This window comes from Brevibacillus sp. FW301-21C12A (assembly GCF_058788915.1).
Map to the genome: position 1 here is coordinate 50,816 of NZ_JBYTBG010000012.1, position 25,258 is coordinate 76,073.

The 25,258-nt window shown below is 56.4% G+C and carries 19 protein-coding genes and 1 pseudogene; 4 read left to right on the forward strand and 16 right to left on the reverse strand.

Annotated elements, in window-relative coordinates:
- From AC3WQH_RS10130 to coxB, 3 genes are read right to left on the reverse strand one after another with little or no spacing between them, the layout of a single operon-like run.
- A complete protein-coding gene (locus tag AC3WQH_RS10130) occupies positions 1–627 on the reverse strand; it encodes a cytochrome (ubi)quinol oxidase subunit III (protein WP_005830705.1) in 627 nt (208 codons plus the stop codon).
- Complete coding sequence (gene ctaD / locus AC3WQH_RS10135; RefSeq protein ID WP_005830704.1) at positions 627–2,474, reverse strand: cytochrome c oxidase subunit I; 1,848 nt, start codon at positions 2,472–2,474, stop codon at positions 627–629. Before ctaD ends, AC3WQH_RS10130 begins: the two co-directional genes overlap by 1 nt.
- Before the next feature lie 58 nt (positions 2,475–2,532).
- Complete coding sequence (gene coxB, locus AC3WQH_RS10140) at positions 2,533–3,552, reverse strand: cytochrome c oxidase subunit II (protein ID WP_005830702.1); 1,020 nt, start codon at positions 3,550–3,552, stop codon at positions 2,533–2,535.
- A gap of 336 nt (positions 3,553–3,888) precedes the next feature.
- Here coxB and AC3WQH_RS10145 point away from each other — a divergent pair, with 336 nt between their 5' ends.
- Positions 3,889–4,755 (forward strand): SDR family oxidoreductase, encoded by an 867-nt coding sequence (locus AC3WQH_RS10145; protein ID WP_007782948.1) that lies wholly within the window; start codon positions 3,889–3,891, stop codon positions 4,753–4,755.
- A gap of 94 nt (positions 4,756–4,849) precedes the next feature.
- Here the strand turns inward: AC3WQH_RS10145 and AC3WQH_RS10150 are convergent, their stop codons facing one another.
- The 6 genes from AC3WQH_RS10150 to AC3WQH_RS10175 all read right to left on the reverse strand — a co-directional run bounded on the left by AC3WQH_RS10150 (position 4,850) and on the right by AC3WQH_RS10175 (position 9,572).
- Entirely contained in the window at positions 4,850–5,185 is a 336-nt protein-coding gene (locus AC3WQH_RS10150; protein WP_237716631.1) for a hypothetical protein, read from the reverse strand.
- A gap of 94 nt (positions 5,186–5,279) precedes the next feature.
- Positions 5,280–5,507, reverse strand: a complete 228-nt coding sequence (locus AC3WQH_RS10155; RefSeq protein ID WP_005830697.1) for a hypothetical protein — start codon at positions 5,505–5,507, stop codon at positions 5,280–5,282.
- Between the two features lie 20 nt (positions 5,508–5,527).
- Positions 5,528–6,709 carry a Ger(x)C family spore germination protein gene (locus AC3WQH_RS10160; protein ID WP_005830696.1) on the reverse strand — a complete coding sequence of 394 codons (1,182 nt, stop codon included), beginning with the start codon at positions 6,707–6,709 and terminating at the stop codon, positions 5,528–5,530.
- A 28-nt stretch (positions 6,710–6,737) separates the two neighbouring features.
- Positions 6,738–8,246 carry a spore germination protein gene (locus tag AC3WQH_RS10165; protein WP_492332013.1) on the reverse strand — a complete coding sequence of 503 codons (1,509 nt, stop codon included), beginning with the start codon at positions 8,244–8,246 and terminating at the stop codon, positions 6,738–6,740.
- A gap of 154 nt (positions 8,247–8,400) precedes the next feature.
- A complete protein-coding gene (locus tag AC3WQH_RS10170) occupies positions 8,401–9,030 on the reverse strand; it encodes a SurA N-terminal domain-containing protein (RefSeq protein WP_005830692.1) in 630 nt (209 codons plus the stop codon).
- A 122-nt stretch (positions 9,031–9,152) separates the two neighbouring features.
- Complete coding sequence (locus AC3WQH_RS10175) at positions 9,153–9,572, reverse strand: hypothetical protein (protein WP_025848297.1); 420 nt, start codon at positions 9,570–9,572, stop codon at positions 9,153–9,155.
- A 192-nt stretch (positions 9,573–9,764) separates the two neighbouring features.
- Here AC3WQH_RS10175 and AC3WQH_RS10180 point away from each other — a divergent pair, with 192 nt between their 5' ends.
- Both AC3WQH_RS10180 and AC3WQH_RS10185 read left to right on the forward strand, forming a co-directional pair.
- Positions 9,765–10,508 (forward strand): ABC transporter ATP-binding protein, encoded by a 744-nt coding sequence (locus AC3WQH_RS10180; protein WP_005830689.1) that lies wholly within the window; start codon positions 9,765–9,767, stop codon positions 10,506–10,508.
- Positions 10,505–11,647: an ABC transporter permease gene (locus AC3WQH_RS10185; protein ID WP_492332014.1), complete on the forward strand. Its 1,143-nt coding sequence runs from the start codon at positions 10,505–10,507 to the stop codon at positions 11,645–11,647. Before AC3WQH_RS10180 ends, AC3WQH_RS10185 begins: the two co-directional genes overlap by 4 nt.
- Positions 11,648–11,759: 112 nt before the next feature.
- On the opposite strand, the gene AC3WQH_RS10190 is transcribed toward AC3WQH_RS10185, so the two are convergent.
- Positions 11,760–13,475: a methyl-accepting chemotaxis protein gene (locus tag AC3WQH_RS10190; RefSeq protein WP_005830685.1), complete on the reverse strand. Its 1,716-nt coding sequence runs from the start codon at positions 13,473–13,475 to the stop codon at positions 11,760–11,762.
- A gap of 136 nt (positions 13,476–13,611) precedes the next feature.
- On the reverse strand, positions 13,612–14,391 hold the full coding sequence (locus tag AC3WQH_RS10195; protein ID WP_025848294.1) for a class I SAM-dependent methyltransferase: 780 nt from the start codon (positions 14,389–14,391) through the stop codon (positions 13,612–13,614).
- 242 nt (positions 14,392–14,633) lie between these two features.
- Between AC3WQH_RS10195 and AC3WQH_RS10200 the strand changes: the two genes are divergently transcribed.
- A complete protein-coding gene (locus AC3WQH_RS10200; RefSeq protein WP_492332015.1) occupies positions 14,634–16,874 on the forward strand; it encodes a multicopper oxidase family protein in 2,241 nt (746 codons plus the stop codon).
- 80 nt (positions 16,875–16,954) lie between these two features.
- On the opposite strand, the gene AC3WQH_RS10205 is transcribed toward AC3WQH_RS10200, so the two are convergent.
- The 5 genes and pseudogenes from AC3WQH_RS10205 to AC3WQH_RS10225 form a co-directional block, all read right to left on the reverse strand.
- On the reverse strand, positions 16,955–19,792 hold the full coding sequence (locus tag AC3WQH_RS10205; protein WP_492332016.1) for a VWA domain-containing protein: 2,838 nt from the start codon (positions 19,790–19,792) through the stop codon (positions 16,955–16,957).
- Positions 19,782–21,641 carry a vWA domain-containing protein gene (locus AC3WQH_RS10210; protein ID WP_492332017.1) on the reverse strand — a complete coding sequence of 620 codons (1,860 nt, stop codon included), beginning with the start codon at positions 21,639–21,641 and terminating at the stop codon, positions 19,782–19,784. Before AC3WQH_RS10210 ends, AC3WQH_RS10205 begins: the two co-directional genes overlap by 11 nt.
- 21 nt (positions 21,642–21,662) lie before the next feature.
- A complete protein-coding gene (locus AC3WQH_RS10215; RefSeq protein ID WP_025848287.1) occupies positions 21,663–22,544 on the reverse strand; it encodes a DUF58 domain-containing protein in 882 nt (293 codons plus the stop codon).
- A pseudogene (locus AC3WQH_RS10220) lies at positions 22,541–23,524 on the reverse strand (AAA family ATPase). Before AC3WQH_RS10220 ends, AC3WQH_RS10215 begins: the two are co-directional and overlap by 4 nt.
- A 16-nt stretch (positions 23,525–23,540) precedes the next feature.
- Positions 23,541–25,256: a DUF8809 domain-containing protein gene (locus tag AC3WQH_RS10225; RefSeq protein ID WP_429788730.1), complete on the reverse strand. Its 1,716-nt coding sequence runs from the start codon at positions 25,254–25,256 to the stop codon at positions 23,541–23,543.
- Between the last annotated feature and the right edge of the window lie 2 nt (positions 25,257–25,258).

Sequence of the window (25,258 nt, forward strand, 5' to 3'; positions counted from 1 at the left end):
TTACCCCACCTTTCCACCGATCATACCCATAAGATATACAACGGTAAAGATGAACACCCACACTACGTCGATAAAGTGCCAATACAAGCAGGCCAGGTAGAACTTCGGAGCCGTTACTACCGTCAGACCTTTTTTCACTGCCGACAACTGCAACAGGATGATCCACAAAATCCCGAACGCTACGTGGCCCCCGTGGAAGCCAACCAGCGTATAGAACGCGGAACCGAATGCACTCGTCGAGATTTTGTGGCCTTCATGCACGTAATGCACGAACTCGTAAATCTCCAGCGCAAGGAACCCGAGGCCGAGCAGTACAGTGATGGTCAGCCATACCTGAATCATCTTCAGGTTTTTCTTGTGCAGGGCGAGCGTAGCCATAACACTTGTCATCGAGCTGGTAAGCAGGATCAGCGTTGCGGCTGCAACCAGCGGCATGTCGAACAGTTGCTGCGATGTAGGACCGCCGTTTACTTGATCGCGGAGCGCGATGAATGTTGCGAACAAGGAACCGAAAAGAACTGTCTCCCCGCCAAGGAAGAGCCAGAAGCCAAGAATCTTGTTCTTGCCTTCAAGGGTGGCTTTTTCCGGTTCATCAGGTAATACTGCGTTTGCATGATGTGTAGCCATTAAGCCTTAACCCCTTTCTCTTCGATTTCGTCCTCATGAATATGATAACCAGGATCGTCTTTTACAGAACGGGCGAACATGCTGGCGAATGTCACGAGCAAGCCGATAACCACGACAAAGTAGTTGTGGTACATGAAGCCGTAACCCGCAACAAACAAGCCTACAGACATCAGGAAAGGCAGGAACGATGGCGACGGCATGTGGATGTCACCAAGCGGTTCAGCAGGTGTCATGCCTTTGTTGCCAGCCATTTTCTCAATCCAGAATGCATCCAGACCGCGAACCAGCGGTGTTTGCGCAAAGTTGTACTCAGGCGGTGGCGACGGAATCGACCACTCAAGCGAACGTCCATCCCACGGGTCTGCAGGAGCGCGTTTGCCTTTTGCGGAAACAACGACGTTAACCAGGAACAGGATGGTACCGATCGTCATACCGAATACCCCGATCGTACTGATGAAGTTCCCGACATCGAGATCCTGACCTTTCAGGAACGTGTAGACGCGGCGCGGCATCCCCATCAAGCCAAGGAAGTGCTGCGGGAAGAAGGTAAGATGGAAGCCGATGAAGAACGTCCAGAAGTTCCATTTACCAAGTGTTTCATTGAGCATTTTCCCGAACATCTTCGGCCACCAGTAGTACAGACCTGCGAACAGACCGAACACAAGACCCCCTACGATAACGTAGTGGAAGTGCGCTACTACGAAGTAACTGTCATGGTATTGGTAGTCAGCCGGCGGAACCGCGAGCATAACCCCTGTCATACCACCGATTGTAAACGTCGGGATGAAGCCTACTGCAAACAGGTTTGCGGTAGGGAAGCGGATTTGTCCGCCCCACATGGTCAAAAGCCAGTTGAAGATTTTGATACCCGTAGGCACCGCAATCAACATCGTTGCCAGACCGAACAGCGTATTGGCGATAGCGCCCAAACCGGTTGTAAACATGTGGTGAGCCCACACCATGAAGCCAAGGAAGCCGATCAGCGCGGTTGCGAATACCATGGAGCTGTAACCGAACAGGCGCTTTCTGGAGAAGGTGGAAATGACTTCAGAAATCACACCGAATGCCGGGAGAATCAGGATGTATACTTCGGGGTGACCGAAAATCCAGAACAAGTGCTGCCAAATGACAACATTACCACCAGCGTCCGGATTGAAAAAGTTACCGCCGAACAGACGGTCGAACATCAACAGAACCAGGCCGACTGTAATCGCAGGGAACGCGAACAGAATCAGGCCGGATGTTACAAAAGACGCCCAGGTGAACATTGGCATACGCATGAATGTCATACCTGGAGCACGCATGTTGATGATGGTAACCAGGAAGTTGATACCACCGATCAGCGTACCAAGACCGGCAATTTGCAGACCGAGAACGTAGAAGTCTACCCCGCGGCCGCTAAATTGGTTCAAAGCCAAAGTTGTATAAGATGTCCATCCGGCATCTGGCGCTCCACCAAGGAACCAACTGGTGTTCAAGAGCACTCCCCCGAAGAAGAAGAGCCAGAAACCGAGAGAGTTAACAAATGGGAATGCTACGTCGCGTGCGCCAATTTGCAGCGGAACGACCGCGTTCATCAGCGCGAAGATGACCGGCATGACTGCCAAGAAAATCATCGTGGTGCCGTGCATGGTAATCAGTTCGTTAAATGTCTTGGCACCAACCACTTGAGCTTCTGGATACATCAACTGCAAACGGATCAGCAGGGCTTCGAAACCGCCAGCCAGAAAGAAAATTCCGCCGGCAATCAAGTACAGGATCGCGATCTTCTTGTGATCCACTGTCGTGAGCCAATCCCACAGCCCTGAACGTTTTGGCGCGGGTGCGTGAGAAGCATGTGCAGACACAGGTTTACCTCCTTTTTAAGCGTAACTGCCTATGACGAATGTCATTTCATTACGGTAATTACTTCACGCTGAGTGTAGACATGTACTCTACAAGCGCTTTCACTTGTGCATCGTCGAGGTTGAGGTTAGGCATGTTGTTGCCCGGTTTCACCTTTTGCGGATCTTTCAGCCACTCTGCCACATTCTCAGGCGTATGGGCGAGAATACCTGCTACGCGCTCGCGATCCGCGAAGTTGGTCAGGTTTGGACCCAGTTTGCCGCCTTTGCCGGCAATGGCATGACAGCCGAGACAGCTTTTGTTGAAGATTTCTTGACCTTGTGCAGCACCTGGGGATGTTGCAGCTACCGGCTCTTTGGACTGAACGCCCTTCATGCCGTTTGCCCAGTTGTCAAATGCAGCCTGGTCCATTACTTCCACCTTGAAGTCCATCAAGGCATGGGACGCTCCACAGAGCTCCGCGCATTTACCGTAGAAAATGCCTGTCTTGTCTGCTTGCAGCCAAATCTTGTTTTCCTGGCCTGGGTTGGTGTCGATCTTGCCGCCCAATGCCGGAATCCAGAATGCGTGCATTACGTCAGCAGAGGTCACGTGGAACTGAACCTTTTTGCCAACTGGCAGAACGAGGTCTTGTGCGGTTGCTACTCCCAGATCAGGGTACTCGAACTCCCACCAGAACTGGTGAGCGATTACCTTCACTTGAAGCGCTTCCTCTTTTGGATATTCCTTGTGCAGAGCGAAACCGGTCGTAACGGTTGGAATCGCCATGACAATCAGGAGCAGGAAAGGAATAACCGTCCAAAGAATCTCAAGTGCATGATTGCCTTCGACCTGTTTTGGAACGCCTTGCTGTCCCGGGCGCTTACGATATCGAATAAGGACGTACGTAAAGATCAGCATAACGACAATGAAGACGCCGATCATGATAGCGGAGGACAGCTTCATCAGGTCATACTGCATCGCAGCCACCGGGCCGGAAGGCTTGAGCGCTGAGAGCTCATCTTTGCCACACCCGGTTAACACCAGCGCCAGCAGACCAAAAAGAGAAAGCTGACGCCAAAACTGTTGCCAACCCTTCATACCAATGAACCCCTCTTTCTTCGTGTTGGTAACGTTCTAGCCACGCTTACAACTAGAAGCTTACGTACTCTTTCATTTGCGTAAGAAATAGCTAGCTATACTTTCCCCAACTATCATACCCAATCAGGAAAAGGATTAGCAGTCATTTCTAAAACAAACAAAAAGAGTAAAGGCCAAGAAAGCAGACTTCTACCAGTGCGTGGTAACCATTTAAGTATACATAAATTTTCCTTAATCTAAAGGCTATTTGTTATGATTTTGTTAACAAATTTATGAACAAATTTGTGAACTTTCAAGAGAAATGTAACCAGTTCAGGGAAGTTAAAGGAGATTCGCATGCAAAAAAGACCAATAGCACTAATCACTGGAACCTCTAGCGGCTTTGGAATGAACGCTTCTGTGGCATTAGTCAAGGCCGGATTTTACGTAATCGCTTCCATGCGCGACCTGGAAAAAAGGGGCCCTCTTGACAAAATCGCAAACTTGCATATAGCAAGCGAACATATGGAAGTGATTTCCTTGGACGTCACTCGCCCCGCCGAAATTGAGCAGGCGATCACCAGCATCATCGAACGGCACGGCCGCATCGACCTGTTGCTCAACAATGCAGGCTGCGCCTACGGCGGCTTTGCCGAGGAAATCCCTCCCGAGCACTGGCGCAGCCAGTTTGCAGTCAACGTGTTCGGCCTGATCGACGTCACTCGCGCCGTGCTGCCGCACATGCGGCGACAACAAGCAGGAAGGATCATCAATCTGAGCAGCATCAGCGGCCGCTTCGGCTTCCCCGGCCTCTCGCCCTACGCCGCTTCCAAGCACGCAGTCGAAGGCTTCAGCGAGTCGTTGCGCCTGGAGATGCTGCCCTATCACGTTTATGTGAGCGTCATCGAGCCAGGCTCGTATCGCACTCCGATCTGGGAAAAGGCGTTGCAAACCCAGCAGCCTGTCCCAGACTCCGACTCCGCCTATGCCGGGCAAATGAAGCTGCTGCGCCAGCATGTGGAATCAATCATGCGGTCTGCCCCGGAGCCGGACGCCGTCATCTCCGCAATCGTCCGCGCCGCGACCAGCCCCGCTCCCCGCTTTCGCTATCCGGTCGGGCGAAGCACGGTGCTGATGCTCGCGGCAAAAACGCTGCTTCCCTGGCGCTGGATCGAGCGGCTGGTTGTCAAAAAGCTGTCGCCTTCCTCCCACCGCGCAGACTGAACGCCACCGCTTTTCTCGTAGACCCAAGCAACAGCAAAAAGGACAGCCTCCCGTCTTCTTTAGACGTCGGAGCTGTCCTTCATCATGCGCGGCTCTATTCATTTCCCGAACGGATGGCTCTAAGCAACCACGTATGCTGCAAATATTCGGCCACCCCGTAAAAGATCGCGACAAATCCCGCTCCTATCGGCGAAACCTGGGCCTCTGGCAAAAAGACGACGCTGCCGTAGACGATGAGAAAGCCGATGATGAAATCAATAGCGGTCGTAAGCCAAAGACTGCCGGGCGCGAGAATGGCCCTGTCCAGAAAAAAACCGGCGAGAGCGAGCACGAACCCCACTCCGACCGACTGGTACAAGTTCGCAAAATTCACCTCGGGAAAGAGCGCATCGGCCAAAACAACCAAGATCGGGCTTACAAGCAACTTCATCCAAAGACCGTCCACGTTTGTTCCCACTCCTTATGCTGGGGTCTTCTCAGTATGCCCCGCTTTTGGCCGACAATCCCCGCCATCCTCCCCCTTGTCAACGCAGCCAACTGCTAATGACATCGCTCATCGGCTTGAAAATCCATTCCATCACATACACAGGGTTGGCAAGCCGCCCGTATTGCGTGGCGGCGTACAGCCCGACACTGATGACAAGCATCGCGACGAAGACGGTCATTTCTTTTTTCTGCCTCTGGCGGATCAGTCTGGGCAGCTCATACAGGCAGACGATAATCGAGACGAGCACAACTGTCAGCGTAGACATTTATCCTCCTCCTCGCTCGGTCACTTTTCTTTGAAGGCGTTGCTGATCGTCCCCAACCGCCTGATTTTGACCTCCGCCTGGATATGCACCGGCAGCTTGGCAAATTCCTTGTCCCAGTTTTTCTCCAGTTGCTTCCACACTTTCGGGTATTTGCGGTGAATCGCATCGCCGAAGCCGAAAATGTCTACGCCTCTTTTTTTGGCGTAGGCGACAGCGCGCATTCCACTCTCGACCATCCCTTTTTCTGCGTCTTTTTCCACTTGCTCGATCGTCTCCATCTTCGTCAGATCAATATTGCACTGCACCTCGCCGACGTCATTTTCCAACTGGATCAGAACCGTGATTTCCGGCTTGCCGTTTTTCAGGCTGGCCTTGATCTTGGAATCGGCATTCATGACTTCCATCGTCATTCTTCCTCCGCCTTTGCACGGAAGGCTGCCCGCCGTACTTTTCACGTTTCCGGCAATGTAGTTGTACGCTTTGCTGTCCGCTTCGTTGAGCCAGCCGATCAGCTTGTCTCCGCGAAACGCCGCCAACGTGGAGTATTCCAGCAGCACGTTGGAATCAATCTGCTCCACATTGCTCCGCCGATCCCCCTCCACCGCCGGACCAGTCAAGCGAATGCCCGTCAGCACTGCCTGCTTACCGTTGTTCGTCAAATCCGCAATCAACTGATCCAGCGTCACCGCAACAGTCGGAGCCCATGCTTTAGAGGACGTTTCCAGCGAGGCGAACAGCTCGTTGGACGGGATTTGCTCAAGCGGCGTAATCACTTTCAAAATACTGCTCGCCGTCGTTCCGCGCGCCACAGCAATGTAAAAATCCGTGCGAAATTCATGGTCGCGCGACACAAAATCAAGCACGGGAGCAATTCCTTCCCGCGCCATCGCCTCGCCCAGTATCAGCATCCTTGTATGCGACATATAGATTTTGCGCGGAGAGACCGTCGTCATTTTTCGCAGCGCCTCAAAAACAGTAGGGGCATTCATGGAAAAAAGCGTGACAGGAGCCCTACCTGGCTTCCCTTTGTTGGCTGCTACTTCCCCCGGGTCCACCACCTGGACAGACACGGTATAGCCGTGCTCCGCCTTGTCGATTCCGATACCTACGCAGATAGCCAGATCGTTCAGTTCTTTGCGGTTCCAGCAACCGGCCAGGAGCATGACCAGCGCGATGCAGAGAAGCACTTTTATGCCTTTCATGGAAGTCCACTCCTTTGCTTTTCGTGTGCTACTTGCCGGGCGGGGGTGGCTTCATTTTCGTTGACTGGCGGCGCAGGTTGCGCTTGCTGATCGACTCAGGCCGCTTGTCCAAGGCCCAACGGGGAAGGCGCAGGATCGTATCCCGCTGCTCCTTGAATGAAAACGGAGCAAACGTGCTCATGTACGGAACGCCAAACGAACGCAGGCTGCACAAGTGCAGCACCAGAGCGAGCACCCCGACAATGATGCCGTAGATGCCGAAGGAGGCCGCCAGCACCATCAGCGGAAAGCGCAGGATGCGCACGGGAATCGACATGTTGATCGCCGGAAAAATAAAGCTGGAGATCGCCGTAATCGAAACGACGATAACCATCGCCGCAGACACGATACCCGCCTCTACTGCGGCCTGGCCGATTACCAGCGTCCCGACAATGGAGATTGCCTGCCCGACAGCGCGCGGCATGCGAATCCCCGCCTCCCGCAAAATCTCGAAGGCGATCTCCATCAATACCGCCTCCACGAAAGCCGGAAAAGGCACGCCCTCCCGTTGCGCCGCCAGACTGATGAGCAGTTGGGTCGGCAGCATCTCCTGATGAAAAGTGGTAATCGCGATATAGAGAGAAGGCGCGAGCAGCGCGATAAAAAAGCAAATAAATCGCAGCATCCGAATCAGCGTACTGAAATCAGCCCGCTGGTAGTAGTCTTCTGCGGAATGAAAAAACTCGACGAACAAAGAAGGCACGGTCAGCACAAACGGAGTTCCGTCCACCAGGATCGCGACCCTGCCCTCCAGCAAATTGGAGGCAACCACATCGGGGCGCTCGGAGTTGGAGATCGTCGGAAACGGCGTGTACGCTGCATCCTGGATCAGCTCCTCGATCATCCCGCTCTCCATGATGCCGTCCATATCAATCCGGTCCAGCCTGCTGCGGACTTCCTCCACAACGCCTTCCTCGACCAGACCTTTGATGTACACGACCGCGATTTCCGTCTTTGTCACTTCCCCGATTCTGCGCGTCTCGCCCCACATCTTTTCACTGACGATTCGCCTGCGCAACAGCGTAACGTTCGTCCGCAGGTTCTCCGTGAAACCTTCGCGCGGACCGCGAATGACCGTTTGCGCCGTCGGCTCGGTCACCCCTCTGTCCTTCCATTCCTGCAAGCCGATCGCGATCGCCTGTTCATATCCGTCCAAGAATAGGATGGCGCACCCGGAGAGCATGGCCGTAAACATCTCGGGAAAATTGTCCACGTCACCGATATCGCCAACGGTCAAAACCGCATCTTTTAAAAAGGGGACGAGTTCTTCCTCGCGTTCCAGCTCCAGTTCTTTAAAGCGCGTCTTGTAAAGCAGGCTGTTGATTAAAACCCCCTGCACCATGTGGGTATCTACCATGCCATCCGTGTACACAACAGCAGCGCGTACAGGCTCGCGGCTGTCCAGAACCAGTTCGCGGATCACTATGTCATTGCTGTATCCTAGCGCCTCTTTTACATACCGAACATTCTCATCCAGGCTGGGGCCAATTTGAGCCATCTCATTGCTCCCTTACATTGGCAATTATTTATCCAGTTTTTCCACCCGTGCCCGTTACTAAACGAACGGAATGGAAAACTTGCCCCTGGCTGCAAAGAAAAAGACTTCCCCTGCTCGTCGCTTGCGAGAGGGAAAGTCTTGTTGATCGAGAAGCTTAGCCCGTTACAGGCTGGGCTGGATCGTCAAAGGAAGGGTCGTACCATTCTACCTTGTGCGTTTGCTGAATCTCGTTCAGCCAATTGTTGTAGTTTTCGCTGCGGTTTTTATCGGTCAAAACAGATTTGATCTGATCGCGCACCTTTTCAAATTCCGGCGCAGGCGAGCCCATCTGCTGTTTGTTCTCGTCGTAGTATTTCTTGATCTGTTCATCCGTAACCGGAAACGCCTTGTCGAGCAGCTTGTCGCGGGTCATCAGCACCGTCAGCTTCTCACGCAGCTTTTGCTCGGTCATCCCCATGCTCTGGAGGTAGTTTTTGAACGCTTCCTCGGAGCCGACCTGTTCTTTCATCGAGGCAATTTCCTTGTCCATTTCTTCCTTGGTCACCGTAACGTTTTGCGCCTTGGCTTCCTGTGAAATCAGCGACTGGGCGACCAGCTCGTGTATCATCTGCTTGCCGTACATCGTCTTCATTTCGTCGTACAGTTGATATTGCGTAATCGAGGTATCACCAGCCTTGACCAGAACCGGGTCTTTCTCTGCCTCTCCTGCCTGGTAGACACCGAGCACAGCCAGTCCGGTCAGCAAAACGGCAACCGAAAGTATAGAAACGTCGAACTTCTTCACTTGGATATCCTCACTTTCTGTTATCTGCCCACCAAGTATAGTCAGGAGATACGGTAGAAAAATGGAATGAGGATTACACAACTTTTCCACATTCTTATATAATTATGTGCCAGCTTTTGCGGCTACATGAAAAATCGGGCAAAAAAAGAAGTGAGGACGGAGGCAATGACGGGACCCAAAACCGCCCATATTTGCAAAAAACGCTCCTGCCTCCTGCTTTTTTCTCCTTCGATGATCTGTGCCAGATTTTCCTTGTCCCGATTGTCGTCGTTCAATAGCTGCATGATGATATCTTTCTCTTTATTCGCTTTTTCTTCTCTCAACTTCAGTTCAGTCTGTAGCTTCGCAATCGCTTGCAGCAAATCAATGCGTACGTCTTCCAAGCGTTCCAGTCTGTGCTCGATTCTTTCCAACCACTTCGTAACGATCGTCATTTGTCCCTCAAGCTGATCGGTTCTTTCTTCGAATTTGTCCAGTTTCTGGTAGATACGTTGCATATGCGCGTCCATGTCTCTTTGGTTGTCCTGTTTTCCCGGCGTCATAGGTCACACCTCCTCCGTCCCTTGTAATACCTTGTTTATGTCAGGCGCAAAGCCATTGCTTGTACGGTTATCCCTTCCCTTTGCTCCGGCGCGCAAAAAAGGCTGCGCACTTGAGTTTTTCCAAATCTTTGCTGATGCGCTACAATAGAAGGATGACCGATTGCCATTCGTTATGGTGAGAAGGAGGAAACCATGACAGCCTTGCTGGAAGTAAACAACGTGACAGGGGGTTACTCCCCGAGCCACGCTGTCATCAAAAATATTTCGTTTGCGATTCACTCCCACGAGATCGTCGCGCTGATCGGGCTGAACGGCGCGGGGAAAAGCACGACCATCAAGCACATTCTCGGACTTTTGCAGCCGCTGGACGGCTCGATTCAGATTGCGGGCCAATCGTTTCAATCCGCGCCGGACAGCTATCGGCTCTCTTACGGCTACATTCCCGAATCTCCCATCTACTACGAGGAGCTGACGTTGTGGGAGCACATCGAGCTGATGGCGATGAGCCACGGCTTGGACAAAGAAGAGTTTGCCAAACGGGCCGAACTGCTGCTCAAGGAATTTCGCATGGAAGAGATGAAGAACCGCTTCCCCCAGCAGTTTTCCAAAGGGATGCGGCAAAAGCTCATGATTATGATGGCGCTGCTCGTACAGCCGCCGCTCTACATCGTGGACGAGCCGATTCTCGGCCTCGACCCGCTCGGCATCCGCGCCTTGCTGACGTGGCTGCAGCGCTGCAAGGAACAGGGCGCAGGCATTCTGATGTCCACGCACATTTTGGCTACTGCGGAAAAGTATTGCGACCGCTTCATCATTTTGCACAAAGGGGAAATCAAAGCCCAGGGCACGCTGGACGAGCTTCGCCAGTTCACAGGGTTGTCCAATCACTCCCTGGATGACATCTATTTGCAGATCGTAGAGGATGAAAAACAGTGAAGATAGATGCGGATCAATTGTTTCGGAAGAGACTGCATGCCTTTTCCACGGAATTTATCAGGTATGCGCAGTACATGGCTAATGGCGGCGTCCTGTTTATCGCCGTCTTTCTTACCGGATTGCTGTCCCTTTATTACCGCGGAATCATCGCAATGATTCCGCCCTGGTTCCCGTTGGCGCACGGCCTGGCGCTGGTCATTGCCCTTTTCGTCACGCGCAGCCCTCACCGCACCTTTTTGCTGGAAGCGGACCTGCTCTTTCTCACTCCGCACGAGACGCGGCTGGGCGGTTATTTTCGCAAAGCGCAAGTCTACAATTTCGCTGTCCAGAGCGTCGGACTGTTCGTGCTTTTGCTCCTGCTTTCGCCCGTGTACGCGGGCGTTGTCGGGGCAACTGGGGCGCAACTGTGGCTGTACTGGCTGGTTCCGTTTCTGTTGAAGGGCTGGAACGTTCACAGTAGCTGGATATTTTTGCGGCTGTCCGCGAAAAAAACGGAGCGGCTGTACACGCTCGCCCGATTCGGCTTGTCGTATCTCCTGCTCGCATGGGTGCTCAGCGCGGGGCAGTTTCTCAGCTTCAGTCACGTTCCTTTTGCCGGCGTGATCGGCGCGGCTCTGCTCGTCTGGCTGCATGTGCAAATGCGCAAGGTCCAGGCCGGGCTGCCGCTGCAATGGTACCGCCTGCTGGCGGTGGAAAATCGCTTGCGCCACCGCTTTTATCAAATCATGAACAACTTTCGGGATGTTCCCGCCTTGCAGCGCCAGGTAAAACCGCGTTTTTGGCTGACGGCCCTGACGCAGCTTGTGCCCTACAGCCAGGCGAATACAGCGCGGCATTTGTACGTCAAAACGTTCCTCCGCTCCGGCGAGCTGGCCGGGATGTACGGGCGGCTGGTCCTGATCGGCGCCGCGCTCATGCTGCTTCTGCCCAGCCTGCTGACGAAGACGGTTGCGGCTGCCCTGTTGCTGCTGATGACAGCAAGCCAGCTCAACGGCCTCTGGCGGCAGCAGAGCAAGCGAAACAGCGAGCTTTTGCTCTTCCCTGTCCCCCCGCCTGTGCAACGGCGCGCGTTTGTCTGGATGCGCTCGATTTTGCTGCTGCTTCAAGTAGCTGTGCACGTCGCAGCGGGCATGTGGTAGCCCGCGCGAAGCGAGATGATCGCCTGCAAAAAAAACAGCCTTTCGCCAGGACTTGGAGCCTGGGCGAAGGGCTGTTTTCGTATCGCAGCATGCCAGCGTTCGGTGGCTGGGCTTACAAGCGGAATGTGTCCACTTTTCTGCGCAGCTCCTGGATGCTTTCTGTGACCTCCTGAATTTCGACGACAAACTGGTCTACGTTGCTGCTGACTTCGTGAATGGTGGCCGATACTTCTTCGGTGGCGGCTGCCGTCTGCTCGGAAATGGCGGTGACGGTCAAGACCGATTCGTTCACCTTGTTTTGACCGTGCTTCATCGTTTCCACGCTGGACATGACGTTGGCAAGCGACGCCTTGAGCGTGTTCGTCATATTGGACAGCTCCGTAATTTCTTTTGCCACCGTATCGAGGCGCTCTGTTCCGGCGTTGTAGCGGTTCAAAGTCGCGTTCGTCTTTTCCGCCGCCTGCTTCACCTGGTCCTGGATGTCCTTGATGCTCTCCTGAATGACCAGCGTCGCCGCTCCCGTCTGCTCGGCCAGTTTGCGCACCTCGTCGGCGACTACCGCAAATCCGCGGCCCGCCTCCCCGGCGCGCGCGCTTTCGATGGCTGCGTTCAAGGCGAGCAGGTTGGTCTGTCCGGCGATTTGCTGGATCGTTTCAATCACGTCATTGATGCTGCGCGATTTTTCTTCGAGAATCGCCATTGTATTTTGCACTTCGTGGAACTGGTGGTTTGTTTCCGTTCCGTCGGCGAGAAACTCTTGCAGCACCTGATAGCTGCTCTGTCCGATGTCAGATACCTGGTTGGACACCGCGTCCATCGCTTCGATCGCGCGATTCAGCTCGGACAGCTCGCTCAAAAATTCCTGTACCGTCTGCACGGCTGTTTCCATCGCGGTAGCGGTCTGCTCATTGCCGGAAGCAATTTCCTGGCTCGTGATGACTATGTTCTGGTTTTGCTCGCGAACAGACGATGCGCCTTCGCGGATGGAGACAGCCATATTGTCAATGCTCTCCGTCGTCTCCTTGACGCCGCCGATGATCTGGCGCAGTTGCGTCGTCATCTCGCCGAATGCCACCACAATGCGGCCAATCTCATCATTTCTGTTCGCAACCGGAATTTGCGTCTCCGTCAGGTCCCCACCCGCAATGCGCGTGGACGCCTCCTGGACAACCCCCAGCGGACGCAACATTTTTTTCACCACAAAGTAAACGGAAACAAGCGCAATCACTGTGAGAACAACCATGGAGGCGATAATGCGCGGCATAATTTCAGCGAGAACCTGCTCGTTTATTTGCTCAACCTTTTCTGCTGCCGTGTCGACGCCAAGCACGGCGATGACTTTTCCGGATTGGTCCTGAATCGGCGCAAACGCACTGAGGTACGCTCCGTACACCGGATCGTGCACGATTGGCGTACTGCTGGTGCCACCCTGAAGCACTGGCGAAATGTCAGCGAACGTGGTCGAAGTTGTAGGCTGACCGATCGTGAAGTTTTCATCCCCCAATCCGTCCACCATGATCTTGACCTTTTCTCCATCGGCCTGGAGGATGTAGACGTAAAGTGCCCCGGTCTTTTCCACATAATCTTTCAGCGTATTTTGCAGGAACTGATAATCGTCATTTTTCTCGGGCTGGGCCAAAAATTTCGCCAGCTTTTCAGAGTCGATCCCTGCGGCAATATGCGTAGCGGTTCCAATGCTTGAGCGTGAAAGCGTACGTTCAACGGTAGTAGCGCTGTTTGAGTTAATCATGAAAATATTGACGGCCATCGTAATCACGACAATCACAGCCACGAGCGCAACTACACGACTAGCCAGGCTCTTGCTCATCCTTGCTCACTTCTCCTTTGCCTTATACGATAGATTGACAGATCATTCCCAGGAAGACACCTCTGCAAACAAAAAACGCCACAAAGGGCGCTTTTTGCCAAAACACTCCCTATTTATCTTATCGACAAAAGGCAGCCTAATTATTAACAAATTTGACTTCCGGCGTAGCCACGATCAGGAAGCGATGGTTGGGAATATCGACGTAACCGAGAGGCTCCATCCGCTTTTGGAGGTCCAACAGCGCTTCTGCGTATTGCTCCACGCTGAAATCGCGAATTTGCCATTCGATCGCCTTCAAATAGTACACAATCGCTCCTACGTCATAGAAACGGGTGAAGCTCATTTCTTCTTTTTGCAGCAAAATGGCAAAGCCTGCTTCCCGCAACTGCTCGGTGGCAAATGCCAGGTTCCAGTGCAAGTAATCCGGCGGGATCGGCGCCCCCAGCAAGCGGTTCAGCTCCAGATTATCCTGCCCGCCAACCTGCTGTGTGACAAAGGCTCCGCCGGGCGCAAGCAGCCGGAGAATCTCTTCGGGCAAATACGATTCGTGCCGATTAATGATAAGCTCGAACGATTGATCTTCAAAAGGAAGCTCATCCTCGCCATCCGCCTCGATCACCTGAATGCCCAGCGGCTCCAGGTTTGCCCGCGCTACCCCTACGTTTGGCGCATACCCTTCCGTGGCAAATGTCCGCGCAGGGTGCGGCTGCAGCAAAGCCAGCAGCTCTCCCCCGCCTGTGCCCATGTCGAGCATGGAGCCGATGCCGTTCATGTGCTGCTTGACCACGCTCGGATAGTTCCAGGACAAAGGAGCTTCCTGCATCCTCCCCGTCTCGGTCAGCCGCTGGAAATTCCATCCGGCAAACGGCGCTTCCACTTCGCGTCGCAAAGCTTCGATTTCTTTCTGTTTGTTCATTCTTGTTCTCCTCCTTTTTTGTAGACGGCAAGCTGTTTGCAAAAGCCCGTCCATTGAGGCGGAGAACGGCAGCGAAAAGAGCGTTGTTATGTTTCCACAAAATCAAAAGACATGCTGTCTGTTCCCCTTTCCTTTTTGTTATCCGTCCTGAGTCGGAGGGAAAATACTGCCCGGGTACGTTTGGTTGACTGCCGAACCTCTCTATCATGTAAGAATGGAAAGCTTACGGGAGGAATTATTCTATGGCAGATTTTGAAGTGCTCGCCGGGATCCATCAAGGCTTGTTTCTCGTTTTGGTTTTCACTGCGCTGATCCCTACGCTTAAAGCCAAGGCGCTCGTCTATCAGCCAACCAGACGGGCGCTGGCAAAAAAGGCACGCTGGACACTGTTTTTTGTCTGGCTGTCCGTACTCGCATTCGCCGGACAACTGTTTGTCACTTGGGCGTTTTTTCAATCCTTTGGTTGGCTTTACATAAAGGATAAAGCGCTCGGCTTCCTGCCCCTGATGGTCGTCCCTTTACTCTCTGTTCTATTCATTTCGCTGCCCCGCTTGTGGCAACTGGCGGCAAAGCTGGACAAGTCCAAGGAGAAGCCGTCTTACATCGTGGATAATCCCGATCTGTCCTTGCTCTCCGAGGACGCCGCCGCTTCGGAAATGGCGGAACTGCTTTCAAGCGACAACGCACAGCCATCTGATCCTGAACTGGTCGATGCGGATTTGCGAAAAGTGGCGTCAGCCCCCGAACTGATCGTTCCGTTGCAGGCGTCTGTCCTCGGCAGCTTGACGGCCTGCTTCCTGCAATTTTTCTACCCCGCTGTCACCTTGGAGCCATCGATTCTCCTGCTCGCCTGGGGCGTGCTTGTAGCAGGCACCTCAGCACTCTGGATCATGCAATCGTGGCGGCAGCAGCGCTGTTTTCGCCCTGGAGAATGGAAGCCGCCTGCGCCGTTTTTGCGCTTTTTGCGCGGAACGGCAGTTCTGTTGCTCGTGTCGGCAGGAATCGTCTTCTGGGGCAATCAGGCGCTGCTTGCCAGCAAATTGCCTGAGCAGTTCAAAATGACAGATCATACGAACATCGACACCGGACACGGCACGGGGCTGTTTGCTCACGCGCAATCGGCCCATGCCGGGCACGACCGCGCTTCTTCCGCCATTCAGACGGTGAGCGTGGCGGACTTGACCGGACCGCGCGAAGGAGAAGCCGATCGGCAATTCAAGCTGACTGCCCAAAAAGCCACCGTGCGGCTGCCCTCCGGAAAAACGATGGAGGCGTGGACTTTTAACGGGCAATACCCGGGCCCCGAGCTGCGCATCAAGCAGGGCGAGCTGGTCGAGGTCGTGCTGGAAAACAAAGATATTGCCGATGGCGTCACCATTCACTGGCACGGCCTGAACGTCCCCAATGCCGAAGACGGCGTAGCCGGAGCGACACAGGACGCCGTGCTCCCCGGCGAAAAGCACGTCTATCGGTTCATAGCCGAACAAGCCGGGACGTTTTGGTATCACTCGCACCAGCAAGCATCGGTCCAGGTGCGAAAAGGACTGTTTGGCGCTTTGGTGATCGAGCCTGCGGCAAGCGCGCAAGGAGCGGACTCCAGCATTCGCGATCTCACGGTCATTCATCATAAACCAAAAGGCGAAGGCGCGACGATCAACGGCGCTGACACGCTTGCGATGCAAACGGTTTCGCCTGGCACTCCGGTAAGACTTCGCTTTATCAACGCGGAAAACCTGCCTGTCACCTACCAGCTTTGCGGCAGCTCGTTTCAGGTTGTAGCCATTGACGGCAACGAAGTAAACGAGCCGAACCTGATCGCCAACCAGGCATTGGAGCTGGCGGCTGGCGGCAGATACGACCTGTACTTCACCATGCCGGACCGCCCTGTGTTGTTCGCGCAAGCCGGAAAAGGGAAGACGGGGGAAAAAGGGCTGCTGCTCAGCCCGGACGGCCGCGGAGAGTCGCCTGCCCTGCAAGACAATTTGCCGCTGTTCGATCCCGCCCGTTACGGTGCGCCGATGGCGTTGCCCTTTGACTCGAACTCGCCTTTTGATCGCGAATACCAGATGCTGTTTGACGTCGCCTTCGGGATGTACGACGGCCGCTTTGACGGCCTGTGGACCATCAACGGCCAGGTGTTCCCCTATACGCCCATGATGATGGTGTCCAAGGGCGATCTGGTGAAAATGACGTTCGTCAACCGCAGCTTCATGGATCACCCGATGCACTTGCACGGCCACCACATGCTAGTGCTCACGCGCAACGGCAAGCCCGTCACAGGAAGTCCATGGTGGACGGACACGCTCAATGTAGCCCCGGGCGAAACGTATGAAGTGGCTTTTCGCGCCGACAATCCCGGCCTGTGGATGGATCATTGCCACAACCAGGATCACGCCGCGCTTGGCATGAGCATGCACCTTTTGTACGAAGGGGTAACCTCCCCTTACGAAGCCGGTCACGCAACCCGCAATCATCCGGAATAATCGTTTGGAACAAAGGCAGCCTGGCATACAGCAGGCTGCCTTTGTTCTATGTTCTACCGCGTACAAAAGGCCTTGGCGACTTACGGCTTGCTCCGCCGCTTCTTGGCCGCGAGCAGCCTGTTCAGCGTGTCGTCTGCATCCTCGCTCTCTGCGCGAGCTTGCTGCTGTGTTCGCGCCGCTGCTTCCGGCCTGTTTTTCGCTGGCTCCACGGCTGCCCGTACTTGTGACGCAGGCTTGGCCTTGCCCTCCTGCTCCTGCACAGCGGCATCCGGCCGCAAGCGCGTCAGCACAGCGCGCCTGTCGGAAAGCCTGTCAAACACGGCTTGCTGTCCAGCCGCTGCTGCTGGTGCTGACCGCCTGCGCCACAGGTTCGCAAGCTTGGCCCACCACTGTTCCGGCAGTTGCAGGCGGCGCACGGCGATGTCTACTGGCAGCAGCAAGGCCGAAAGCATCAGTAGCCATTCGCTGATCGACTGGGTATCCCATTTCTCGGGAAGCTCCCCGCCAAATACTTCCTCCGGCTCGGCAATCTGCTTGCCGCCGCCCGCGAGCAGCCACGTGCGCAGCTCTTTTTCCCCGTCCGGCGTCATGCCGTACTCAGGCGAGTAAGAGACGGTCAGTCCTGTCGTTTGGCTCGCCAATACCCGTCCCTGCGCTTTTTCCGAAATCTGGATCATATACGTGCCAGGCTCTGCCGTCTCAAACTGGCCTTCCAGGACGCCGGGCGCAATCGGCTTCAGCTTGATGACTTCGCGCTGCATCTTCTGGTTGAGCACGACCGCCTCCAACTCTTGCGGCAGGCTCTCCCCGGCAGGCATCGTCACTTTGACGCTGCCTGTCGCTCCGTTGATGCTCGTTTGCGTCTTCCACTTTCCTTCGGCAACCTGCGGAAACGTCCAGGCGACCACTTCGTTCCAGAGCCGCCCGTTGCCGATCCAGTCCGGCGCCCATTTGCCTTCGAGATCGCTCGTCCAGGCAACAGAGCGGCCAAGCCCGTATTGCCAGCGGGTCAAAATCGGATCGTCATCCGCGCTCAGAAGTGAAGTCTCCGCCGTCTGTTTCGCCGTCGTCGCCACGTACGCCCGCAGCGGCGGCAGCGCGTGCTGCAGGCTCGGCCACATCCCGGCTCCCGTCACCTCCGGTATTTGCGGCTTTTCCACAATAAACGTACGGCTGGCCAGCGCCGTTTCCTTGCTGAAAATTTTCGGAATCGACTCGGCATCGTTGGCAAAGTAGTAACGGCCATTTCCCGCCTGCGCAATCATTTCCAGAAGCTGCATGTCTGCGTCATCGCCAACCGCGACGGTGGACACCGTAATATTTTCGGACGTCATCTGCTGCAAAAGTCCCTGGTAATCGTCCTGCATGCCGGACTGTCCATCTGTCAGCAAAATGACGTGCTTACGCTGCGTGTTCATTGTTTTTACCCGTTCGTACGCCAACTGCAGCGCCGGGTAAATATCCGTTCCGCCATCGGCGTTGATGCCGCCAATTTGCTGATGGATCGTCTCCTGCTTCGTGACCGCCTGGGGCGCAACCACTTCCCACGGACTGCCGTCAAAGGCGATCACCCCGATGTAGTCTTGCGGATTCATCATGGTCGTGGCGCGTATCGCCGCTTCCTTCGCCAGCTCCATTTTGTCGACGCCCTTCGCATCGGCGCTCATGCTGCCGGATTTGTCGATCACCAGCTCCAGCCCAAGCGAAGGAAGCTGTTCTTTTCCGCGCAAATCCATGTGCACGGGCAGCGCCTCCTCGATCGGCGTCTGGAACCAGCCGCCCATCCCGAAGCTGTCACTGCCCCCTGTCATGACCAGACCGATGCCCAGGTCGCGGACAGCCGTCCGCATTCGTTCCATGTCGGCATCGCTCACCTGTGTTGCAGGCAAATCGGCCAAAACAATCGTCGCGTACTGCTTGTAGCCTTCCAGTTCCTTCGGCAGCATGGCAAGCTCGCGCAGTTCCACCTGCATGTTGCCCGCCTGCAGCGCCTCGATGAGATTTTTTGCCGCGCCCGGGTGGCCCTCGACGACGAGGACGACTGGAGCGCCTGCCACTTGTGTGTAGGCAGTCGCCTGGTTGTTCGCCTGGACGGTATCGCGGCGCGGCTCGATTTCGACGCGGTAGCGATGAAAGCCTTGCTCCATCGCCTTTTGCGAAAAGACGAAGCGATTGTGCCCTTTATCAATTTGAACCGTTTGCTCGCCTGCTGCGCGATTTCCTTCGTACAATCGCAGCGTCGCTTCGGTAGCGAGCGTACTGTCCACATCGACCGTGATCGCGTATTCCTCGCCAGCGTACAACCGCTGCGGAACCTGCACGGAGGACAGCACGACCTCGTCTCCTTGCGGCTGTTGCAAAGAGACAGCCTCTACGCCGATGCCGCGCTCCGCAGCCAGTCTCGTTTGCCTGGCTGCATCTCCGCTCGTCGCGATGCCATCCGTGAGCAGCACGACTTTGCCTCGGGTGTTGCTGCCGATCATGGCCGCAGCGAGCCGAATCCCTTCTGCGAGATCGGTCGCCTGGCGGTTTACTTCGACGCCGAGCGGCGCAAGTTCTGCGCGCGTCGTCAGCGGCTGATCGACCGCCGCTTCCGCTCCGACGGCAACGATGGCGTACTTGTCCTCCGGGCGCTTTTGCGCGATGGCCTCACGCAAAAAGGAGAGGACACGCGGATCGTCCTTCATCGAGGCGGAACGGTCCACGACAAACACAACCGTTTTCGCCTGAACAGGGGTGAGCAGTTGCGTACCTGCCAAAGCGAGGACGAGCAGCGCAAACAGGACGAAGCGAATCGCGGAAATGACGGCTTTGCGGCTTGCGGGCATCTGCTTTTGTTTCTGCCACCAGCTTGCGACGAGGTACGCCGCAGGCAGCAGAAGCAGCAGAAGCCATGGCTGTGTAAAGTTAATACCCACGCTGGTACACCCTCCATTCCACCAGCAGCACAAGCAGGACGAGCGCCACCAGCCAGTACGTCAGCTCCTGCGTACCTGTCGCGCTTGCCGCTTGCTGCTCTCCTTCGCTCTGTCCGGCCGAAGCGCTGAAGACACTGAGCGTTTTTGGCGTAATATCCGATTCGGCATCGCTCATTCGCACGGAAAAATAGCGGCTGACCGTCCCCGTATCTGCCGTCTCGTCAATCCGGTACAGCCCGAGCTGCTCCGGCACTTGCATCGTCCAGACCGTACCTTCTGCCGTAATCGGCTGCTGCTGTCCGTCCGGGTAGGTCACTCGCCGCTCGGAAGCGCCCGGTGTAAGGGGAATGGACAATACATCTCCGGGATGGCTTGCGGCGATTGGCGTCGCCTGGGCAGGCGAGAGCCAGTTCACGACATTCCGCATGAAAATGGGAAAAGCGGGCCGCAGCGGAAAATCAGAATCGTGCAAATCGAAGGCAATGATCGCCACCCGTCTGCCGTCAATCACGCCTGTCCGGACCAGTTCCACGTCGCCTGCGCGAACCACTGTGCGTACCCCCGGCATCTCGCCCAGCACCTGTGCTTTGGCAATATGCACCTCGCGCCAGTCCACGTACTTGAGCAGCGGGTCATCTGCCGACACTGCCTGCGGTCCCTGTTCCAGCTCTTTTTCTCCCGAAAGCGGCAGCCAGTCGGTTTTCCTGTCGGGCGCAATGACGAGAATGTTTCCCGGCGGCAGCTTGTCCGGCACTTCGCCATCAAACACCCACAGATCGCGTGCTTCCGCGTCCGGTCCGGGAGCTTTCTGGATGGTTTCCACCTCCATGCTGCCAACCGTCTGCATGACTTGATGCAGAAAGCGGTTGCCCGCCGGGGAGTAGAGAACAGCTTTTCCTTTGCTCGTGGAAAAGGGCACGCTCCAGATCGCATTGTCTTCCATCAGACTATCCTGCTCCGGCTCGATCACGGCGCGATAGGCTGGCGACTTCGGCAGCTCCTTGAACGAAAAAGTCTTAGAGCCGGACGCTTCGATCGCAAAAGAGTCGGTGTCCAAAAGCTTGCCTTGGTCGTCAAAAACAGTCACGGTTCCCCGCGACTGCGCGCTGCCGTAGTTGTCCACGCGCAAAAGCGCCTCTGTGCCTTGTTGCCCAGGCTGCGTCACGAAGGCAGCAATGCCCGCATTTTCACGCGACCGTCCCATCTGCACGAACCGGAAGCTCGCGGACGAAGCCGGAAGCGCCTGAGGAACAAGCTTGTGCTCGGCATGTCCATCCCCGAGCCAGATGACCCCGCTTCCCGGCTCGTTCGCCGCGATGGCTCCCGCCAGCGAAAGCGCAGACAGCGGATCGGACGCCCCCAAATTGGCCGTCAGCTTCCCCAGCGCCGCCAGCAGCTCCTGTTGGTCTGCGCTCTTGGACACGAGCACATTCGGCTCGCTTCCCGCCGCGATCAAGGTCATCGTCTGCCCGCTGCCGAGCTTTTCTACCAGCGCCTTCGCCTCAGACACAGCCCGCGCCAGCCTCGTCTCTTCGCCTTCCTTTGCCAGCATGCTGCCTGACGTATCGACGACGAGCACGGTATGCTCGGCCGCAATCCCTTCCGTCGGCAGCGCCGGTCTGGTCAGCGCCAGCACCAGCAAACATGCCGCCAGAAGCTGCAAGATGAGCAGCAGGTTGCGCCGCAGCTTTTCCCACGGCCGCACCGCTTCCCAGTTTTGCAAGGTGCGCTGCCAGAGCAGCGTGCTCGGCACGACACGGTCCTCTACTTTTCGCTTGAGCAGGTAGAGGACGATGATGGCCGGGATTATCAGCGCGAACCACAAGTTGCCCAAACCCATCCACTGCATAGTTGTTCCTCTCCCTCCTCTCTAGCGAATCATGCCCGCCTGCCGAAATACGTGAAAGACGATGGATTCCAATGATTGCTCCGCCTCGATTCCTGTGAAGGCGATTCCTCTCCCATAGGCAAAGGCGGCCAGCTCCTGCCGATACTCCTGCAAGCTTTTCTGGTACTCGGCGAGCAGCAGTCCGGTCATGGACACTTCTTTTGCCTGACTCGTCTCTGCGTCGATCAGGCGCAGCTCTCCCGCGTAGGCAGGCTGCAGCTCTTCCTGGGAAAGCACCTGCACCAGCGTCACTTCCTGCCGTGCTGCCTGCAAGTAAGCCAGCCCTTCTGCGTATCCCGCCGGAAACAAAAAGTCGGACAGCACAATCGAAATCCCCGCTTGGCCCCGAACCGCGCCCGGCTGGCGGAGCGCGGCGTGCAGATCACCCGTGCCGCCTTCTTGGACCGATGATAAAAAATGCAGCAGCCTGTGCGCCTGGCCTTTGCCCTGCAACCCTTGCAAAGACGCGACGATGCGGCTGTCGAAGGCGTAGACGGAGACGTGATCGAGCTGGCACAGCGACAGGTAGCCCAGGGCCGCTGCAATCTGGACCGAGCGCGACAGCTTGCTCGGCTGACCGTAGCTCATCGAGCGGCTGCAATCAATGTACAGGTTCACGTGCAGCTCGGTTTCATCCAGGTACTTTTTCAAAAACAGCTTTCCGGAGCGCGCATACGCATTCCAATCCAACTGCCGCAAATCGTCGCCCGGCACGTACGCCCGAAAATCGGCAAATTCCATCGAGCTGCCGAGCTGTCTGGACCGCCTCTTTCCCGCGCGGTTGCCGCTGACGGCTTTTCTCGTCGCAAGCTGCAGCCGTTCCAGCCGGGCCAGCCACGACGGGTCAAGCAGGTGCTGACTCATGCTTTTTCCCTCGCCAGCGCAGTCAATATATCGCGGACGATCTGGTCGGCGCGCACGCCGCTCGCCTCGCCTTCAAAGTTGAGAAAAATCCGATGGCGCAGGGCCGGCAGCGCTACCGCCTCCACGTCCTCGTAGGCGAGATTGTAGCGTCCCGCCAAAAGCGCGCGCACTTTTGCCAAGGAGACGATCGCCTGCACGCCGCGCGGACCTGCTCCGTTTCTCACGTACTGGTTGACCGAGGCGACGGCCTGCTCCCCCGGATGGGTGGCGAGCAGCAGCTTGACGGCGTAATCGAGCACCGCGTCTGCCACCAAAACTTCGCGGGCCGCCTGCTGAATGTGGGCGATCTGCTCCCCCGAAGCCACCTTTTCCACCTGCACAGACTATCCGGTCGTCGTCCGCGTCACGATCGTTTTCAACTCGTCTGCCGTCGGGTACGGCACGTCGATTTTCAGCAAAAAGCGGTCCATTTGCGCCTCCGGCAGCGGATAGGTCCCTTCCTGCTCCAGCGGGTTTTGCGTCGCCAAAACGAAGAACGGCGCAGGCAGCGGACGAGTGACGCCCCCTGCGGAGACGGTGCGCTCCTGCATCGCCTCAAGCAACGCGCTCTGCGTCTTGGGCGTCGCCCGGTTGATCTCGTCCGCGAGCACGACATGGGCGAAAATCGGCCCGTGCTGGAACTGGAACGACTGCTGCCCTGTCTCGTCTACCAAAAGAATGTTCGTTCCGGTAATATCGGTCGGCATCAGGTCAGGCGTAAACTGGATGCGCTGAAACGAAAGCTCGAAGGCTTGGGACAACGTTTTTACCAGAAGCGTTTTCCCCAACCCGGGAACGCCCTCCAACAGCGCGTGCCCGCCTGCGAAAACCGCCCACAAAAGCTGCTCGACGACGTCTTTTTGTCCCACCAGTACTTTTCCGATTTCCTGCCTGACGAGCTCTACCCGCTGCAGGCAATCCTCAATTGTTTGCTGTGCCACAGCCGCGCCCTCCTTTTTATGGTTCGATTTTGCTGAAATAGTCTTTGACGATGTCTTGATAATCGCCCGGAATACTGCCCTTTTCCATGCTTTCGCGGGCGAATTGCTCGTACTGGCCGTACACTTCCTCATACGGCAGCGTTCCTCCGGAGGTCACCTGCGTGTTGCCGCTTTGCTGCGACTGGGATGGCCCCGCGCCGAGCGGACCGCCTACTGTTTCGGTTGGACCACTGTCTGAGCCGATGCGGCTGGACGGGACGGTGACAAGCTCGTGTTTTCCTTCGCCAAGCCCGGCTCCCGCGCCTTTACTGTTTCCGTTGCCCAAGCCCGCCCCTTTCCCGGAACCATTGCCCGCGCCGTTGCCTGCGCCGTTGCCTGCGCCGTTGCCTTGCCCTGCTCCCTGGCTGCCGTTTGCAGGCGGGGGCGCCTGATTCGCGTTTGCTGCCGTGCCCGTGCCCGATGCTGCCGGGCTGCCGCCAGGTGTCGTGGCAGCCGGCACCGCCTGTCCTGCCCCGGCCGCTCCCGCCGCAGCGCCTCCCGCGCTCCCGCTATTGCCAGCGGCAGCCCTGGCGCTTGCCAGCGTCATCTGCGACTGATTGAGCGAGGCTGCCACCTGTGCAGCGGCGAGCATCGCCTGCTGTGACTGCCTGGCTTCTGCCAGCGCTTGCTGCATGCTCGCTTCCAGCGCAGCCAGCGCTTGCGGGTCTTGGCCGGCGGCCAGCTCCTGGGCCGCCTGCGCCAGTTGTTTGGCGGCTTCCTCCAACTCCTGCGAGCTGGCTGCCTCCGCGTCTTTTTTCAGTTGCTCTGCCGCTTTTTCCAGCTCACGGGTCAACTCCGCCCGCTCCTGCTCACCCAGCGTCTCCATCGCTTTTGCCATCTGGGCAAGCGCAGCCGTCAACGCTTCGCGGTCGCCTTTTGCGAGAGCGTCCGCGAGCGACTTTGTCGACTGCTGGCCGCCCAGGCTGCGCTGCAAGCTCTGCAGCGACGCCGCCTTGTTCTGCTCCGCTGCCCGCAACTTTTCCAGTTGCTTTTCCGCCGCTCGCAGCGCGTTGAGCCGTTCGGCGGGATCATTTGCTTTTGCCACGGCTTTTTTCGCCTGTTCCAGCATTTCCTCAAGCCGCTTTTTTTGCGCTTCGCTCAAGCCTTCGCTCGCTTTCGCCTCCTGCTTGATCGCCTCGATTTCTTTTTCCACCTGGGCGATCGCCTGTTTTTCCAGGGCCATCTGGGCGAGGATGCCATCCTGCGGATTCGGCAAAATCGCCAGGAGCAAGCTCGCCACAAGCAAGCCGCCCGTCGCGTACAGCTTTTTTTGCAAACCAGCCCAAATGCGAATGCTCTCGATAATGTGCGGCAAGTTTTTGCGCAAGTGCCGCAGGGCGTCTTCCCGTTGCATGACCGCGACAGAAGAAGTGCTTTCGCGATGCTCCCACGCTGTCTCGACCCGCTGTGCCAGGCCGTTTCCATCTGCCACCTGCGCGCTTTGCAAAAGCGTCGGTTTTTTTCGGAGCGCAACCAGCCCTCCCGCGAGCAGCGCCAACGGAATCAGCCCCGCCACAAACCACTGGTAATACGGGATCGGCCAAAAACGGGCAACGAGGAGAAGCAGTGCGCTTCCCCCCGCTCCCCACAAGCCGTACTGTGTTACATGGTGCAGCAGCACCTGTTTTTGCAGTTGCCTGCGCACCGGCTCCAGCAGTGACTTCAGTTCATTGTCGGTTTTCGGCGTAAACATGG